Annotated in this window: 12 protein-coding genes; 10 read left to right on the top strand and 2 right to left on the bottom strand. The window is 63.6% G+C overall.

Annotation, left to right across the window (positions count from 1 at the left end):
- Positions 1 to 423: 423 nt before the first annotated feature.
- Positions 424 to 1,497 (bottom strand): substrate-binding domain-containing protein, encoded by a 1,074-nt coding sequence (locus tag MQW79_RS09800; protein WP_476584313.1) that lies wholly within the window; start codon positions 1,495 to 1,497, stop codon positions 424 to 426.
- The gene (locus MQW79_RS09795; RefSeq protein ID WP_476584312.1) at positions 1,494 to 2,825 is read right to left on the bottom strand and encodes an ROK family protein; all 1,332 of its coding nucleotides are present in this window, start codon (positions 2,823 to 2,825) and stop codon (positions 1,494 to 1,496) included. Before MQW79_RS09795 ends, MQW79_RS09800 begins: the two co-directional genes overlap by 4 nt.
- A gap of 220 nt (positions 2,826 to 3,045) precedes the next feature.
- Here MQW79_RS09795 and MQW79_RS09790 point away from each other — a divergent pair, with 220 nt between their 5' ends.
- From MQW79_RS09790 to MQW79_RS09745, 10 genes are all read left to right on the top strand, one after another.
- The gene (locus tag MQW79_RS09790; protein ID WP_476584311.1) at positions 3,046 to 3,861 is read left to right on the top strand and encodes a sugar phosphate isomerase/epimerase family protein; all 816 of its coding nucleotides are present in this window, start codon (positions 3,046 to 3,048) and stop codon (positions 3,859 to 3,861) included.
- 35 nt (positions 3,862 to 3,896) lie between these two features.
- Positions 3,897 to 5,015 (top strand): substrate-binding domain-containing protein, encoded by a 1,119-nt coding sequence (locus MQW79_RS09785; RefSeq protein ID WP_476584310.1) that lies wholly within the window; start codon positions 3,897 to 3,899, stop codon positions 5,013 to 5,015.
- A gap of 79 nt (positions 5,016 to 5,094) precedes the next feature.
- A complete protein-coding gene (locus MQW79_RS09780; RefSeq protein WP_476584309.1) occupies positions 5,095 to 6,258 on the top strand; it encodes a levoglucosan dehydrogenase in 1,164 nt (387 codons plus the stop codon).
- A complete protein-coding gene (locus tag MQW79_RS09775; protein WP_476584308.1) occupies positions 6,240 to 7,811 on the top strand; it encodes a sugar ABC transporter ATP-binding protein in 1,572 nt (523 codons plus the stop codon). The genes MQW79_RS09780 and MQW79_RS09775 overlap by 19 nt, the downstream gene beginning before the upstream one ends.
- Positions 7,804 to 8,784, top strand: coding sequence for an ABC transporter permease (locus MQW79_RS09770; protein ID WP_476584307.1), 981 nt, complete (start codon positions 7,804 to 7,806; stop codon positions 8,782 to 8,784). Before MQW79_RS09775 ends, MQW79_RS09770 begins: the two co-directional genes overlap by 8 nt.
- Before the next feature lie 115 nt (positions 8,785 to 8,899).
- Positions 8,900 to 10,225: an SGNH/GDSL hydrolase family protein gene (locus MQW79_RS09765; RefSeq protein WP_476584306.1), complete on the top strand. Its 1,326-nt coding sequence runs from the start codon at positions 8,900 to 8,902 to the stop codon at positions 10,223 to 10,225.
- Between the two features lie 161 nt (positions 10,226 to 10,386).
- Positions 10,387 to 11,982, top strand: coding sequence for an alpha/beta hydrolase domain-containing protein (locus MQW79_RS09760; RefSeq protein ID WP_476584305.1), 1,596 nt, complete (start codon positions 10,387 to 10,389; stop codon positions 11,980 to 11,982).
- A 67-nt stretch (positions 11,983 to 12,049) separates the two neighbouring features.
- Positions 12,050 to 13,822: an ABC transporter substrate-binding protein gene (locus MQW79_RS09755; RefSeq protein WP_476584304.1), complete on the top strand. Its 1,773-nt coding sequence runs from the start codon at positions 12,050 to 12,052 to the stop codon at positions 13,820 to 13,822.
- A 177-nt stretch (positions 13,823 to 13,999) separates the two neighbouring features.
- Entirely contained in the window at positions 14,000 to 14,827 is an 828-nt protein-coding gene (locus MQW79_RS09750; RefSeq protein WP_476584303.1) for a sugar phosphate isomerase/epimerase family protein, read from the top strand.
- A 43-nt stretch (positions 14,828 to 14,870) separates the two neighbouring features.
- Positions 14,871 to 16,175 (top strand): ABC transporter substrate-binding protein, encoded by a 1,305-nt coding sequence (locus MQW79_RS09745; protein ID WP_476584302.1) that lies wholly within the window; start codon positions 14,871 to 14,873, stop codon positions 16,173 to 16,175.
- The last annotated feature ends 56 nt before the right edge of the window (positions 16,176 to 16,231 follow it).

Here is a 16,231-nt window from a genome sequence, read left to right as displayed (position 1 = left end):
TATTTTGGGATTTCGGTAGAGGTGCCATGAAGCGAGACAACCCCGAATGGCGCGACTTATGGGACGACATCGTCAAGTGAAACGCCCTCGGCTCAAGGCCGAGGGTGACGCTCGGTGGGTGGGAAAGCGGCGGGTTTCGGACGACGCGCTCAGAGTTGCGAACGGCCTCAATGGGGTCGAGTGCCGCCGGACGGCAGCGCGCCCCAAACCGGTCGCCGGAAATGCGCTTGTACTTTCCTGAAAGCTGTCACTGGCTTTGCTGATGTCCGGCCATCGGAATGGTGTCAGCTGGGATCGCACCAATACTTTCTGATGCAGCCGCGCCGCTCTCCTCAAAACTCACAAACGATCTAATCTCGGCTCGTCAGCTATGCCTGGCGAATTTGGCCGGAGCAGCACTCGGGATCCGTACACTGCGCAAACTCAGTTGCCAGCGTCCTGAACCTGTGCGGACATCGCCGTCCTTACACTGTCAATGATCGCCTTGGGCGCCGGCTGGTGCCAGATCACCTGATAGGCCTCGATGACATCGGATGGCCTGACTTCGCGGCCGGCCAGCGCCACCCAGGGCGGCACCGGCAGTCCAAGCAGCGCGGCCAGTGTCACCCGCGCTGCCGCACTCCCCTGGTCATAGGGCAATTGGGCGCCGACGCCCTTGATCATCCCATGGCGCGCCATGTCGAGGGCAACGTCATTACCAAGGTCGACCGTGGTGATCGGAATGTCGATATGCTTGTGGGCAAGTGCCTGTACGGCTATCATGGCGGGCACGTCCCAGACCGCGAAAATGCCTGAGAGACCTGGCGCCTTTTCGACCATTGCCACGGCCGCCATGCCGGCCTCGTCCAGTTCTGCAAACCGCTCCCGCACCAAGGTGACATCCGGCCGATGGCTGCCCATCCATTTGCGGAAGGCGATCTCCCGTTCGTGGGTGGCGAAGAAATCGATGCCGTAGCCAAGGATGCCTGCGGCCCCGCCTTGTGGAATGTGCGTCGACAGCATCGCCGCACAGCTCTGCCCCAGGCCGAAATTGTCGGTGGAGACGACGCTGGCATAGTCGGTGCCCGGAAGCATGCCGGTGGGAGCATTATCGAGCAGCACCAGCTTGCGCCCGCTCTGTGTCAGCGTTCGATGGGCCTCTGCCACGCGCGCGTTGCCGATGGGGATCGAGATCACCGCATCCACCGGCTCACGCGCCAGGCGCGCCAGTGCGGCGACCTGCAGCTCGACGTCGAAATTACAGTCGACCACTTCCACCAAGGCGGCGGAGTAGAGGCCCAGCGTGGCGGCAATCCCGGCCAGTTCCTGCTTGGACCAGTCGCTGGTTGTGGTGTGCAGAACCACTGCTACCGAAAACCGCCGGGCTCTCGCCTGGGCGGCGTCGGCCTGGGTCAACTGGATCTGGTCGGCGGGAACCGCGCGCTCCCCATGGGGGCCGAGGCCTGCAATCGACATGGCGGTATCCCCCGGCGTCTTACCCGGTGTCTTGTTGTTCATGGCGCAACGCGCCCTGCGGGTTGCGATGCCTTGGTTGTCAGCGCGGCGGTGACGCGCTCCAGGCTTTTCTGGAATTCGGGGTGGTGCAGCGGTGCCCCCTGTCCGACCCAGCCCTGCAAAAGGGTGGGAGAGAACAGCTCCTCCACCACAACCTGCGCAGCGCCGACCAGGCCAGAGGACGCGCCCATCTGCGAGCGCATGATCTGGAGGTCGCGCGAGACCATGGGATGGGATTGACGATACACCGCCTCGCGAATGCCGGCGAGGAGGCTATCGCCCCCCGATTCGGCGACGACGCCCCCAATAACGATCAGTGCCGGATTGACCAGGTTGGTGAGCGGCGCGAGCGCTTCACCCACCAGGCGACCGCACCTGCCCAACAGCTCGACGCAGAACAGGTCGCCCAGTTGCGCCGCATGCCCGATATCGACGACGGAAAGTTCGCCCTGCCGCTCCAGCGTCTGGGCCAGATAGGGACTGCGCCCATCCTCGGCTGCGGCCTTGCCTTCACGGGCGATGGCTTCTGCACCGGCCACCGCCTCGAGCAGCTCGTCGCCAACCCTGCTGTGACCAATCATGCCCGCAGCGCCCTGGGCACCGCGGTGCAACCGGCCTTCGGAAATCAGGCCCGCGCTGATCGAACGTCCGAGCTTGACATAGATGAGGTCGCTCAGCCCGCGGCCACCGCCGGCCTTGGCCTCGCCCATGGTCATGGTCTGGACGCCGCTGCGCGCAAAGATTGGCGCGCCGAAGCGCACTGAAAGGCGTTCGAGGAACGGAAAGCCCTGCCATGATTGCACGGTCTGCAGGACCGGCACGGTCTCGAAATCTGCCGCCGGCTTTTCGATCGGACCTGGTAAGGCGAGGCCGATGCCCCATGGAGCCGGTTTCTCCGTTTCCCGGAGCAGCCAGTCGAAAATGGTCGCCAGCCGGTCCAGAATGGCCTCGGGTCCGGCATCGAGCTGGGCGGCTTCGTGATGCTCCACCAGAAGCTGACCGTTGAGATCAGCAATGCCGAGCGCGATGGAACTCTGGTCAATCGCGGAAACCAGCAGCGAGCCGGCATCCTGGCGGAACTGCATCTGCCGGGGCGCGCGACCACCGGTGGCCTGGCCCAACTCGCCCTCCTTGAGCAAGCCCAGTTCCATCATTGTTGCCAGCCGGTCGGCGACGACGGCCCTGCCCAGTTCGGAGCGGCGTTCGAGTTCTTGCCGCGTGGTGGCCTTTCCCGTTCGCACCAGATTGAGCAGCAAGGCGAGGCTTGCCTGGGCCGCGTCGACACTGCGGGGGCGGCCGACCGACCGCAGCGTTGTTTTCTCCTCCGCCACGATTCCACCCCTTCATCCGACTTTTCGCCCAACCTAGCCCGGTCGATTTTTTGCTTCAAGCTGACACTTGTGCTTATTTTACGACAAAAGATACGACGCTTATGCTGATTTAATGTTGACTTCGCGTTTTCAGGCTGCGTAACCTTGGGTCAACAAACGGGCGACGGCATAGCCAGCCCAATCTCCGGCAACAGCCGGAACTGCTTTTGAGGAGGACTGCATGGCCGTCAAACTGGCCTATCACGCCAATTGCTGGGGGCCGCTCGGCGGCAATGCCGTGGGGGTGACCTCGATCACCCAGCTCACCTACCGGACCTTTGCCGACATGGATCGCGCCTATGCCGACATTGCGCGGGCCGGTTATGAAGGCGTCGAGATTTTCGACGGCAATCTGCTCGACGAGACGCCGGCGGGTCTGCGTCGCAAGCTGGCCGATGCGGGCCTCGAACTGGTCTCGACATATTCGGGCGGCAATTTCATCTTCCCCGATATTCTCGGCGAAGAACTGGCCCGGATCGAGCGCGTTGCGGCTGCTGCGGCGGAGGTCGGCGCCAGTCACTATGTCATCGGCGGCGGCGCCAAGCGCGCCGACGGTATCAAGGACGACGACTACAAGCGTCTGGGCGAGGCGCTCAACAAGGTCGGCGAGATCGCCCGTCGCGCCGGACTGCGGCCCCACTACCATCCGCACCTTTCCACGATCGTCGAGGGTCCGGCCGAGGTCACCAGGATTTTCGGGCTGACGGATCTCGATTTCTGCCCGGATACCGCGCACCTGGCCGCGGCCGGCGGGGATCCGGCGGCGCAGGTGCGCGAATTCTCTGGGCGCATTTCGCTCGTGCACCTCAAGGGGCTGCAGCGCGAGCCGTTCGGCTTCACTCCGCTCGATGCGGGCGACCTCGACAACGGCGCGATCATCCAGGCGCTCAAGGACATCAACTATTCCGGCTGGGTCATGGCCGAGCTCGACAGCTGGCACGATCCTCATGAGGGGGCGGCGCGCAGCCACGCATTCCTGAAACGGCATTTTGCCTGATCAGACCACACCAAAGTCACCACAGGGAGGAAACCATGGGACATTTGAAGACATCGGCGCTGCTGAGTGCTGCCTTGCTGGCCAGTACGATCACTGGAGCAGCGTTCGCGCAAAGCCCGGACGAGGCACTGGCTGCCCTCGCCAACCAGACGCTGAGCACCGGCCCGGGCGGTGAAAGTCCGGTCTCGGCTTCCGAGATCACCCTCACCGATGAGGAACTGGCAGAAATCAAGGCCATGGGCGCCACCGCCGCCATCGTCATGCACTATGGTGGCGACGACTGGAGCCAGGCGCAGATCAACGGTCTGCAGACGCAGTTCGAGGCCATGGGCATCGAGGTGATTGCCACCACCGATGCCGGTTTCAACTCGGCCAAACAGGTTTCCGACATCGAAACCATCATGGCGCAGAACCCCGACATCATCGTGTCTATCCCCACCGACCCGACCGCGACGGCAGGTGCCTACCGCCAGGCTGCCGAGGCCGGCGTCCAGCTGGTGTTCATGGACAATGTCCCGGCCGGGTTCGTCGCCGGCACCGACTATGTCAGCGTCGTTTCCGCCGACAATTACGGCAATGGCGTTGCGTCGGCCCACCTGATGGCCAAGGCGCTCAATGGCGAGGGCCAGATCGGCATCGTGTTCCATGCCGCCGACTTCTTCGTGACACGCCAGCGCTACGACGCGTTCAAGGCCACGATCGAGCAGAACTACCCCAATATCGAGATCGTCGCCGAGCAGGGGATCGGTGGTCCCGACTTTACCGGTGATGCCGACCGCGCCGCCTCGGCCATGATGGTGGGCAATGCCGATATCGACGGCATCTGGGCCGTCTGGGACGTGCCCGCCGAAGGCGTCATCGCCGCGGCCCGCGCCAATGGCCGTGACGACCTCGTCATCACCACCATCGACCTGGGCGAGAATGTCGCCATCGAGATGGCGCGCGGCGGTTTCATCAAGGGCCTGGGCGCGCAGCGGCCGTTCGACCAGGGCGTGACCGAAGCCAAGCTGGCCGGCTTCGGGCTGCTCGGCAAGGACGCGCCGCCCTACGTGGCCCTCCCGGCCCTGCCGGTCGAAAAGGACAACCTGCTCGATGCCTGGCAGACGGTCTATTCCACCGAGGCACCGGCCACCATCCGTGACTCCATGAACTAGGTGCGCCTCCTTGCACCTATCGCGGGGACGGGTCCTCCCAAGCCGTCCCCGCACATCATTTCCAAAAGCGAGACAGCAAATGCGAAAGCTCAATGTCGCCATGATCGGTGGCGGTTTCATGGGCAAGGCCCACGCCATGGCCTATGCCGCCATGCCGATGTTCTTCTGGCCGGCACCCGCCATCCCGGTGCGCAAGGTGGTTGTGGACGTCAACCAGGAGATGGCCGAGACGGCCCGTGAGCGCTTCGGTTTCGAGGAAGCCTCTGCAGACTGGCGCGCCGTGGTGGCCCGGCCCGACATCGACATCATCGACATCTGCACGCCCAACAATTCTCATGCCGAGATCGCCATCGCGGCAGCCAAGGCCGGCAAGCACATTATCTGCGAAAAGCCGCTGGCGCGAACGGGTGAAGAGTCCAAGACCATGCTCGACGCCGTCCAGGCGTCCGGCTCCATTCACATGGTCGCTTTCAACTACCGCCGCACCCCGGCCGTAGCCCTTGCCAAGAAGCTGATCGAGGAAGGCCGGATCGGCGACATCCTCAACTTCCGCGGCACATATCTGCAGGACTGGTCCGCCGATCCCGACAGCCCGCTCTCCTGGCGCTTCCAGAAGTCGGTCGCTGGTTCAGGCACGGTCGGTGACATCGGCACTCACGTTGTCGACTTTGCCCGCTACCTCGTCGGCGAAATCGCCTCGGTCAGTGCGCTGGTCAAGACCCATATCCCCACCCGCCCCAAGCAGTCCGGCGGCGTCGACAAGCTGGGCGTGGGCGGCGGTGACAAGAATGCCGAACGCGGTCCGGTCGATGTCGACGACGAGATGCTGACCATGCTCAAATTCGCCAATGGCGCCATCGGCTCGATCGAAGCCACCCGCAACGCCTATGGGCGCAACAATTTCCTCACGTTCGAAATCCACGGCACCAAGGGTTCGCTGGCCTTCAACTACGAGCGGCGCGACGAGCTCCAGGTCATGTTCGCCGATGACGTCGGCGATGCGCGCGGCTTCCGCACGGTCTATACGGGTCCCGCCCATCCCTACGGATCTGGACTCTGGCCCATTCCGGCGCTCGGCATCGGCTATGGTGAGACGAAGATCGTGGAATGCTACGATCTCTGCACCGCCATTGTCACCGGCAAGCAGCCCTCGCCCAATTTCGAGGACGGGTATCGCATTGCCCTCATCGCCGACGCCATCCTCGCCTCGGGCGAGAGCGGCCAGTGGGTGGACATTCCGTGACCGAAATGGCGATCAAGCCGATCGCGGTGGAGATGGATGCCATCTCCAAGCGTTTCGGCGGCGTCCACGCGCTGCGTGAGGTCAGCCTCAGCGTCTGCAATGGCGAGATCCATGCGCTGCTGGGGGAGAACGGGGCCGGCAAGTCCACCATTCTCAAGATCCTGCGCGGCGTCCAGGCGCCCGATGGCGGCAGCATCATCATTGGAGGGGAGGCGTTCGAGCGCCTCTCCCCGCAGCTGGCCCGGCAAAAGGGCATCGGCATGATCTTCCAGGAGATGAGCCTGGTGCCGACGCTGAGCGTGGCTCAGAACGTGTTTCTTGCCAGCGAACCGCTGACATCGACCGGCCTGATCGACGACCGGGCAATGGAGCAGCGCAGTGCCGCTATCTTTACCTCCATGGGGGTGAGCGTAGATCCCACTGCCATGGTGGCGGACCTCTCCACCGGCCAGCAGCAGTTGACGGAGATCGCCAAGGCCCTGTCGCAGAATGCCGAGGTGCTGGTGCTTGATGAGCCGACCTCGGCGCTCACAGCGAGCGAGGTGGATATCCTTTTCGACCTGCTGCGGCGCCTCCGGAGCGAGGGCAAGGCCATCATCTATGTCAGCCACCGCATGGATGAAATTTTCCGCATCGCCGACCATGCGACCGTATTGCGCGATGGGCGGCTGATCGATAGCCGCCCCATCGCCGATTATACCCTGGCGACGCTGATTGCCGACATCATGGGCAAGGAAACCCGTGACCTGTCCGAATTCGCGACCGAGTCTACGGTGCAGGACGACATTATCCTCAAGGTCGAGCACCTCTCGAGCAAGCTGCGCCGGGATGGTGATGTCAGCTTTTCGCTCCGGCGCGGCGAAGTGCTGGGGATCGCGGGCCTGCTGGGGGCAGGGCGCAGCCGATTGGCCCGCATGCTCTTCGGGCTCGAACCGATTGCCGGCGGCACCATAACACTGCGGGGAGAAACCATCTCCATCGGCTCGGCGCGGCAGGCCACCGAACTCGGCCTGGCGCTGGTGCCCGAAGACCGGCGGCGGCAAGGGCTGGTGCTCGCTCATTCCATCCAGGACAATATCGAGCTGCCCATCCTCAAGCGCCTCGGCTCGACGCCATTTGTCGATCGGCTCAAGTCCCGAACGACGACCGATGACCTGATCAAGCGCCTCGCCATCAAGACGGCATCGCGCGAGGCACCGGCCAATTCCCTGTCGGGCGGCAATCAGCAGAAGATCGTCATCGGCAAGTGGCTGGCGACCGATCCCGACATCCTCATCATGGATGAACCCACGGCCGGTATCGATATCGGCTCCAAGGGCGAAGTGCTGCGCCTCGTGCGCGCGCTGGCGGCCGAGGGCAAATCCATCATCTTCATCTCGTCCGAACTGGCCGAACTTGCGGCGGTCAGCGACCGCATCGTGGTGATGTCAGGCGGGCGCCTCGTCGAAACCATCGACAAGGCGGAATTGATGAACACTACCGGCGACGCAACGGAATTGCGCGCCGAACAGAAGCTGCAACTGATCGTGCAGCGGGGAGGAAACAATGTCTGACACCATGGCCGTGGCGGGCCGCGAAACACCATTGGGCTATTTCAAGCGCACGTGGCGGCAGAACATCATCTATATCGGCTTCGTGGTCGTGTTCGCGTTCTTTGCCATCACCCTCTACGACAAGGGTTTTCTGGCGCCCAACAACATTCTCAACATCGCCCGGCAGACGGCCATGATCGCGGTCATGGCGGTGGCGATGACGCTGGTCCTGTCTTCAGGCGAAATCGACCTGTCGGTTGGCGCGGTGGCGGGGCTGGCCTCGGTCACGACGGCGATGGCCGTTGCCTGGGGAGGGCTGCCAGCGGGCATTGCGGCCGGCATCATGACCGGCGTCACCGTGGGCCTTATCAACGGGTTCCTGTCGACACGGCTGATGATCCCGACCTTCCTCACGACCCTCGCCATGATGGGCATTGCCAAGGGCACGGCCATGTGGATTTCCGGTACCGCCGCCATTCCCGTGCTCGACCGAACCTATCCGGCCATTTTCGGCGGCGGCAATATCGGGCCGATCCCGACCCTGCTGCTCTGGATGCTGGTCATCGGCGTTATCGGCCATATCGTGTTGCGGCGCACTAAGTTCGGCCGGCAGGTCCTGGCGGTGGGCGGCAATGTGGTGGCAGCCCGCTATAGCGGCATCAATACTGGCCGGATCAAGCTCTGGGTCATCGTCATCTCGGCGGTCACTGCGTCCATTGCCGGCATGCTCTATGCCGGACGGCTGCAGACAGGCCGCTTCCAGTTGGGCGAGGGCGACGAACTCTCGGTGATCGCGGCCGTGGTACTGGGTGGCACCAGCCTCTTCGGCGGCAAGGGGACAGTCATCGGTTCGATTATCGGCGCCCTCATGATCGGCGTCATCAATAACGGCCTCATCCTTATGGGCCTCGAATATTCACAGCAACTCATCGCCCGTGGCGGGATCATCATCCTTGCCGTGGCTCTGAGCCAGGCGGGCACGCGCCCCGCCTGACGACCAAGCGATCGGACCCGGATTCCCTGGCAGGCATGCCGGCATTCGATCGCCACAACCGTGAGAGCGTGCCGAAAAGAGCACGCATCACACACCATAAACCGAGGAGATATCTATGCGTGACGACACGTCCGTATTGCCCCAAGGGAGGGGCGAACGCGCCGCAACAGGCGCCGGGAGTGGCTGGAGGACGGCGGGGCGGAAATTTGCACTCGCCCTGGCTCTGGCTGCGGGCATCAGTTCCGGCGGAAGCACTGCCTTTGCCCAAGGGTGGATCGATACCTGGGCTGCTGCGCCCCAGCCGGTATGGGGTCCCGACTTTCTGGCCCCGCTGGGCTATCCACGCAACCTTTGGGATCAGACGGTGCGACAGGTCGCACGTGTTTCCCTCGGTGGCACGCAGGTCCGCATCACTCTCTCCAACGAATATGGCGACCAGCCGATGGTTGTCGGCGAGGCACGCGTCGCCCTCCATGATGAAGGCGCAGACATCCAGGACGGCAGCGACCGCAAGCTGACCTTCGGCGGCCAGGATTCCATCACCATTCCCGCCGGCGCCGCAGTCGTCAGCGATGCCGTCGACCTCGACGTGCCCGCTCTCGGCTCGGTTGCCGTCAGCCTCTATTTTCCCGAGGTCACGCCAACATCGACCGTCCACAGCGACGGCCGCCAGACCGCCTACATCGTCGCCGGCAACAAGACAGCCGACGTTGAGATCGAGACGGACAATACGACATTGTCACGGCTTTTCCTGAGTGCCATCGCCGTCGATGCTCCGGAAAACGCGCGTGCCATCGTGACATTCGGCGATTCCATCACTGATGGTGACGGGTCCACTGCGGACGCCAATACCCGCTGGCCCGACATCCTGGCGGAACGCCTCCAGAAAGCAGGCGGCGTCCCGACAGCCGTTCTCAACGAAGGCATCTCCGGTCAGCGCGTCCTGGCCGATCGCATGGGAGCCAATGCTCTCGCCCGCTTCGAGGAGGCCGTGCTGAGCCATCCCAAGGTGGAAACGGTGATCTTCATGATGGGGATCAACGATATCGGCTGGCCCGATTCAGTTCTCGACCCCAAGGCGGTTGCCCCCGAGGCCGAGGATATCATCGCCGGCTACAAGCAGATTATCGCCCGCGCCCATGACCACGGCATCCGTATCATAGGCGCCACTCTCACGCCCTTCGACAACGCCTTTGCCGGCGGCCCGCTGGAGGGCTTCTACAATCCCGACAAGGAAACAGTTCGCCTTGCGGTGAATGACTGGATCCGCACCGGCGGTGGGTTCGATGCCGTCATCGATTTCGACAAGGTCGTGCAGGATCCCGCCAACCCGGGCAAGGTCCTGCCGGCCTTCGACAAGGGTGACAACCTGCACCCCAACGACGCCGGATACAGAGCCATGGCCGAAGCAATCGAACTCGACCTGCTCGACCGCGACTAGCGCTGCGCTGGCCGTGTCCATGCAGGCGGATGCACATCCGCTTGACGACCGGGCGATCGGATCCGGATTCCCTGGCAGGCATGCCGGTGTCCGATCGCCTCAGCCGTGAATGCGCGACCGAGAAGAGCGCGCATCACACACCAAAAACCGAGGAGATACCTATGCAAGACAACCCGTTCCGATTGCAACGGCGCTTGCGGCACTGTGCCGTGATTTCCACCAGCAGCATCGCACTGCTGCTCGCGGGCTCTGCGCTGGCCGAAACGGCCATTCCCAGTGTCGAAGGCCCCATCCCCGTGACCGAGGCGTCAACCATCTTCACGACCGGCGGCACGGACCTCGAAGCCCACGGCTATGAAATCGAGGAATATTTGGTTTCCGGCACGGCCAATGTCTACGACTGGGGCGCCGACGGCACGGCAGCCGAGCCGCAGGTAGCGACCGCCGACGCGCCCTATACCACGCGCATTGTGGTCCGGCGTCCCGCGGAGGCTGCTGATTTCAGCGGTACGGTCTGGGTCGAGCTCAACAATCCCTCACGCGGATGGGACGTCGAGGTGCAGTGGCCCGTTGTCCAGGACAAGGTCATGCGGGACGGCGACATCTGGGTGTCGATGACCGCAAAGCCCAACGTTATTGCCTCGCTCCAACGCATTGACCCCGAGCGCTACGGCCGGCTGTCCATGGCCAACCCCTTGCCGTCCTCCGAGCAGGCGTGTGGTCTCCTGCCAGGAGAGGAGGGCTATGACGAGAACCTGTCACGCCTCTACGAAAATGGCCTGGTGTGGGACATGATCAGCCAGGTCGGGGCCTTGGTGCGCGACACTTCCGAAGAGGCGCCGCTGGCCGGCTATGATGTCCAGCATGTCTTCGGTACAGGGGAATCCCAGACAGGGTTCTTCCTCAATACCTACGCCAACAACTTCGCCAATGCTGCCGTACTGGCCGACGGCTCGCCGGTCTATGAGGGCTTCCTCTCGGCGTCCGGTGCAGGCCGCACCGTTCCGATCAGTCAATGCGTCACGGCCATGCCGGTCGACGATCCGCGCGGCCAGTTGCCGGCTGAGCATGTGCCGTTTATTCGTGCCGACGCCCAGGGAGATGTCTTCCTACTCGGCTCCTATGATTGGCGGCGCGAGGACAGCGACGATCCGAAGGCCGGGTATCGCATCTACGAAATCGCCGGCGCCCCGCACGGTCCGGCTTTCATCACCAATTACCAGCCCGATCCGGAAGCGATCAAGCGAGCCGGCGATCTGCCAACCCAGGTGGCCTATGAATATGGCGGTGCCGAAACCACTGCCAACCATTTCCCGCGCCAGTACTTCGAGCCGGCCATGTACGCCAACCTCGAGAAATGGGTGATCGACGGCGTCGCCCCGCCAAAGGCCGAGCCCATCGCCACGACCGAAGGCGAGAGCACATCGCTGTTTGGAACGGTCTATCCGCTCACCTTCGAGAAGGACGAACATGGCAATGTTCTGGGCGGCGTTCGCAGTCCCTATCTCGATGTGCCCACTGCGACCTATATCGAGACCGCAACTGCCGTCGAAGGCCTGCCCTATGCCTGGTCCTTTGGGCACCAGATCGATTTCGGCACTGCCAAGCTGCACGAGCTCTACGGCATTGTCGGCGCGCACCAGAACTACGTGGCCAAGGTGCGTGCCTCGGTCGACAAGCTTCTTGCGGAGGGATGGCTGCTCCCCGAAGATGCCCAGCGTATCTTGACCGAGGCCGAACTGCGGCCGGTGCCCTGACAGACTGGCCGTGGCGGTGCTGCCGCCACGGCCAACCGGGCATTGACGGCACAACCAGGTGTAAGGCGTGGCTAGATTTCCTCGAGGGCAGAAGCCTGACCGCGCCCAAGCGCTTCCCGAAGGCCCTTACGAGGCTCAGGATACGGCTCCTGACCGCTCTGCTTCCAACGTGGCGATGCTTCAGACCATCGAGTTCGTGGATGGTCTGCGCAATACCAGCATCAACCATCTGCGTATCGATACGCGTGACATGGGCATCGTGCTGCATGTCATGCGCAATCATGTCAGCGGCCGGCTGACGACGATGTCTTCCCTGGCTACTGCGTCGGGTTTGACCTATGGCACGGCGTTCAGGGCGATCGAGGGATTGATCGCCGAGGGCATCCTGGTCCGGCGTCCTCGCACGACGACGGGCCGCTCCTTTTCGCTGCATCCGTCTTCGGAACTACTGCGCCGCTGGCAGCTCTTTGCCGGACACACGCGCCGCCTCATCGAGCAGGCCGGCGGCGATAGCGGCGGGGTGGTGCGAAAGCCGGTCGCCGACATCGCTGCGGTCATCCCGCCGCCCACTGTGCTGGAAAACAAGCTGGCTCTGCCGCGCGGATTGCGCTTGCTGGTCCATGCGGATCCGACATTCATGGCCATGAACACGCTCAAGCGCCAGTTCGAGATGATCCTGGGTGTCCCGATCCAGTCCAAGGCGCTCTCTATCGACCGCCTGCGTGCCGAAATTGTCCAGAACGGACAACGTCCGGCCTCTGCCTATGACATCATCGCCTGCGATCTGCCCTGGTTCGGCGACATGGTCCGGCGCGGTCGCCTGCGCTCGCTCGATGATCTCATCGTCCAGTCGGACCTGAATGTCTCCGATTTCCTGCCCGATGCCATGGCCAGTGCCCGCCGAAGGGGGCATCAATACGGTATTCCCCTTTTGAGCACCGCCGAACTTCTCGTTTACCGGACGGACCTGCTCGAAGCGGCGGGCCTTGCGCCGCCACGGACCACCGCGGACACGCTTGCCGTCGCCAGGGCCCTGCATGCGCCCGAGCGCGGCCGGTTCGGCATTGCCTGGAATGGCGGGCGGGGCACCGCTCTTGGGCACACATTCATGGTGACCATGGCCGCCCATGGACAGCCCATCGTCAACCTGGAGCGGTTGGCCGATGGCTTTCGGCCCGAGGACATGACGGAGGCTCACCTGCGTCCGATGTTCGACAGCGATGCAGCCCACGCCGCGGCCGATTATCTGCAATCCCTCCTTGCAGTGTCGCCGCCGGGCATCCTTTCCATGACCTGGTACGATCGCGCGCGCGCCTATGCCAGCGGCAATACGGCCCTGGCCTATGCGCATACCCTGCTCGTCAACCTCTTCGAGCGGGATGCAAGTTCGCCAGCCTACGGAAAAACCGCCTATCTGCCGCAGCCCACCGGGCTAGCCGGCCGGCCGATTTCACCTCTGGGCGGCTACGCCCTGGCTATCCCGAGCAACATAGCGCCAGACCGGATTGCACCAGCCTGGGCCGCGCTCGCAGCGCTGACATCGGCAAGCGCGGCCAAGCTGTTCATGACCAATGGCAGTCTTGCCAGCCCGCGCTTCAGCGTCAATCGCGATCCCGAAGTGCAGGCAATGTCGCCGGTCATCGGCATCGTCGATACCATTGCGCGCCAGGGCGTGCTGCGTGCATGGCCGCGCCCTCCCGTGCCCGGCATTTCAGCTTTGATCACGATAGCCGGAGAGGAGATCCATGACATGCTCAGCGGCCGAAAGAGCCGCGCCGAAGCCTTGAACAGCGCACAGAGCCGCGCGGAAACGGTCATGCGCGGTCTCGACCCGGCATGATGCCCCAGGGCTCGCAAATCTATCCAATCTGGACATTTTTGCGGGTGTTGCGACGCGATGCCGTACCGTAAGCCATAGGAACAAACGCAAAGCACATCCGGCGCGCAGAACGCCGGGTCCACTTGGGAAATCACCGATTCCCGGGATGAGACCGCCTTGCCTGAAGGAGGACAGACTTTGAAACTGGCATTCAACACGTGGGTCTATTCGAGCTTCCCGGTATGGGTGCCGGCCTATCCGCTCGAAGAGGTCATCAAGCGCATCGCGCGCATCGGCTATGACGGCATCGAAATCGGCGCTGCCAGCCCGCACGCTTATCCCGAATACCTGACCAAGGAACGCCGCCGCGAAATTCGCCAGGTCCTTGACGACAACGGCCTGGCCGTCTCGAGCATGCTCCCCGCTCCCGGGGGCGGTCCAGGTTTCAATGTTGCATCGGCCAATCCGCTGGAGCGCGCGGGCGCCATCGATCAGTACAAGCAGGTCGCCGAACTCTGCGCGGAATGGGGTGGCAAGACGCTGCTCTATGTTGCCGGCTGGCAGGTCTATGGAACCAGCCGCGAGCAGGCCTGGGCCTGGAGCCGCGACGCGCTGCGCGAAATCGCCGAATTTGCTCGTCCGCTGGGCATCACCGTTGCGGTCGAACCCACGGCATCCGACAGCAATCTCGTCGACGATTGCGATGATCTTATCGCGATGCTGGGACAGGTCGCCCTGCCAAACGTCAAGGCGATGTTCGACACATTCCATACGCTCTACCGCAATGAAGTACCCACCGACTACGTGCACCGCCTTGGCCGCGACCTGACCCATATCCATCTCGCCGACGTGAACCGGGAACCGCCCGGCAGCGGTGTCGTGGATTACCGGAGCCTGCTCGATGCCCTCAAGACCGAGGGTTTCGACGGCTATCTCACCATGGAGATCGGGTTCAACCGCCGCAACGTGGAGCCTGACGACCTGGCCCGGCGCGCCCACGATTACATCCGCTCGTTGCTGGCCTGAAGCGCCGACACCCCATCACCGCTGCTCATAGAAGGAGGAAACTATGACACTTTCACCCCGCGGCTCGCTGCCCGTCCTGCTTGCCGCCGGCCTGGCTGCCAGCGTCTCGATCCAGACCGCCACGGCACAGACCGTCGTAACGCAATGGGATCAGTTCGCCATGGCCGGCATTACCGCCGCCGGCCCGGCAATGGACGAGCTGATCGGCACCTGCGAGCCCGATCTTGGTGGCGCCACCGTGCTGCGGACGATTGCACCTTCGATCGGCATCCGTGACAGCTATCGCCTCGCCGTCTCGGCCAACAAGACCCCCGACCTCGCCTACACCTGGCCCGCCGCATCCGTGCTGGCCGGCTATGCGCGGGTCGGCGCACTGGCGCCGCTCGACGACTATTATGAGCAGTATGGCTGGGAGGGCATCAACGACTTCTATCGCGGTCGCAACAGTTTCGAGGGCGCCATCTATGGCGTGCCCATGGAGCAGGACCTGATGGGGGTCTATTACAACCCGGCACTGTTCGAGGAAAACGGCATCGCCGTGCCCACCACCTATGCCGAATTCCAGGCCGCGGCCGAAGCATTCAAGGAAAAGGGCATTACGCCTATCGCCTTCGGCAATCGCGACCGCTGGCCGGCCACCAATACGCTGAGCCTCCTGCTCGGCCTTTCGGCCGGCAAGGCCGTGGAGGAAGAGGTCCTTTTCGGCGACACGCCCTGGGCCAATGAGCAGTTCAAGCTGGCGGCAGAAACCTTCCAGTCCTGGGCCGAGAACGGCTACTTCCCCAACGGCTTCAATGGCATCGGCTATGACGAGGCCAATGCGTTGTTCCTGTCCGGTCGCGCCGCAATGACCATCACCGGCACCTGGGTGCTCCAGGATATGGCCCGGGGCGCCTCCTTCGATCTCGGCGTCTTCATGCTGCCCCCGGTCGCCGATGGCGTAGCGCCCGGCACGATGTGGGGCGAAGGTTCGCAATGGCAGGTCTCGGCCAATTCCAGCCAGGAAGTGAAGGACGCTGCCGCGGCTTACATCAACTGCCTGATTTCGCCGGCCAGCCGCGAAGTCTGGGTTGAAAAGGGCTTCCTTGTCCCCATTGGCACCACGCCCGAGGAACTCGAGCAGTGGGACGCACTGCCCATCGTCAAGTCGTTCTACGCACAGGGCCTCGCGACGCCGGACGCCAATTTCTACGACCTCCACACGACCCTGCCCGAAAGCGTCACCCAAGTGCTCTACGCCGAATTGCAGCGCCTTATTGGCGGCGATGCCACGGCCGATGAGTTCCTCGGCGCGATGGATACGGCCTGGCAGACGGCCATCGACAACGGCGAGCGCTGGGTGCCCTGACCGCCCTTGCTCCCCGAAGGCGGGCTCTCATGGGAGCCCGCCTCCCCCGTCCATGA

The sequence above is a fragment of the Devosia sp. Micro-HW1 genome (assembly GCF_056341075.1).
This window is presented reverse-complemented; position numbering and strand designations above follow the sequence as displayed.

Excerpts from the sequence above, each read along its gene's own strand:
- MQW79_RS09800 (WP_476584313.1), bottom strand. The coding sequence starts at position 1,497 with ATGAACAACAAGACACCGGGTAAGACGCCGGGGGATACCGCCATGTCG.
- MQW79_RS09790 (WP_476584311.1), top strand. The coding sequence starts at position 3,046 with ATGGCCGTCAAACTGGCCTATCACGCCAATTGCTGGGGGCCGCTCGGC.
- MQW79_RS09765 (WP_476584306.1), top strand. The coding sequence starts at position 8,900 with ATGCGTGACGACACGTCCGTATTGCCCCAAGGGAGGGGCGAACGCGCC.
- MQW79_RS09785 (WP_476584310.1), top strand. The coding sequence starts at position 3,897 with ATGGGACATTTGAAGACATCGGCGCTGCTGAGTGCTGCCTTGCTGGCC.
- MQW79_RS09745 (WP_476584302.1), top strand. The coding sequence starts at position 14,871 with ATGACACTTTCACCCCGCGGCTCGCTGCCCGTCCTGCTTGCCGCCGGC.
- MQW79_RS09760 (WP_476584305.1), top strand. The coding sequence starts at position 10,387 with ATGCAAGACAACCCGTTCCGATTGCAACGGCGCTTGCGGCACTGTGCC.
- MQW79_RS09770 (WP_476584307.1), top strand. The coding sequence starts at position 7,804 with ATGTCTGACACCATGGCCGTGGCGGGCCGCGAAACACCATTGGGCTAT.
- MQW79_RS09780 (WP_476584309.1), top strand. The coding sequence starts at position 5,095 with ATGCGAAAGCTCAATGTCGCCATGATCGGTGGCGGTTTCATGGGCAAG.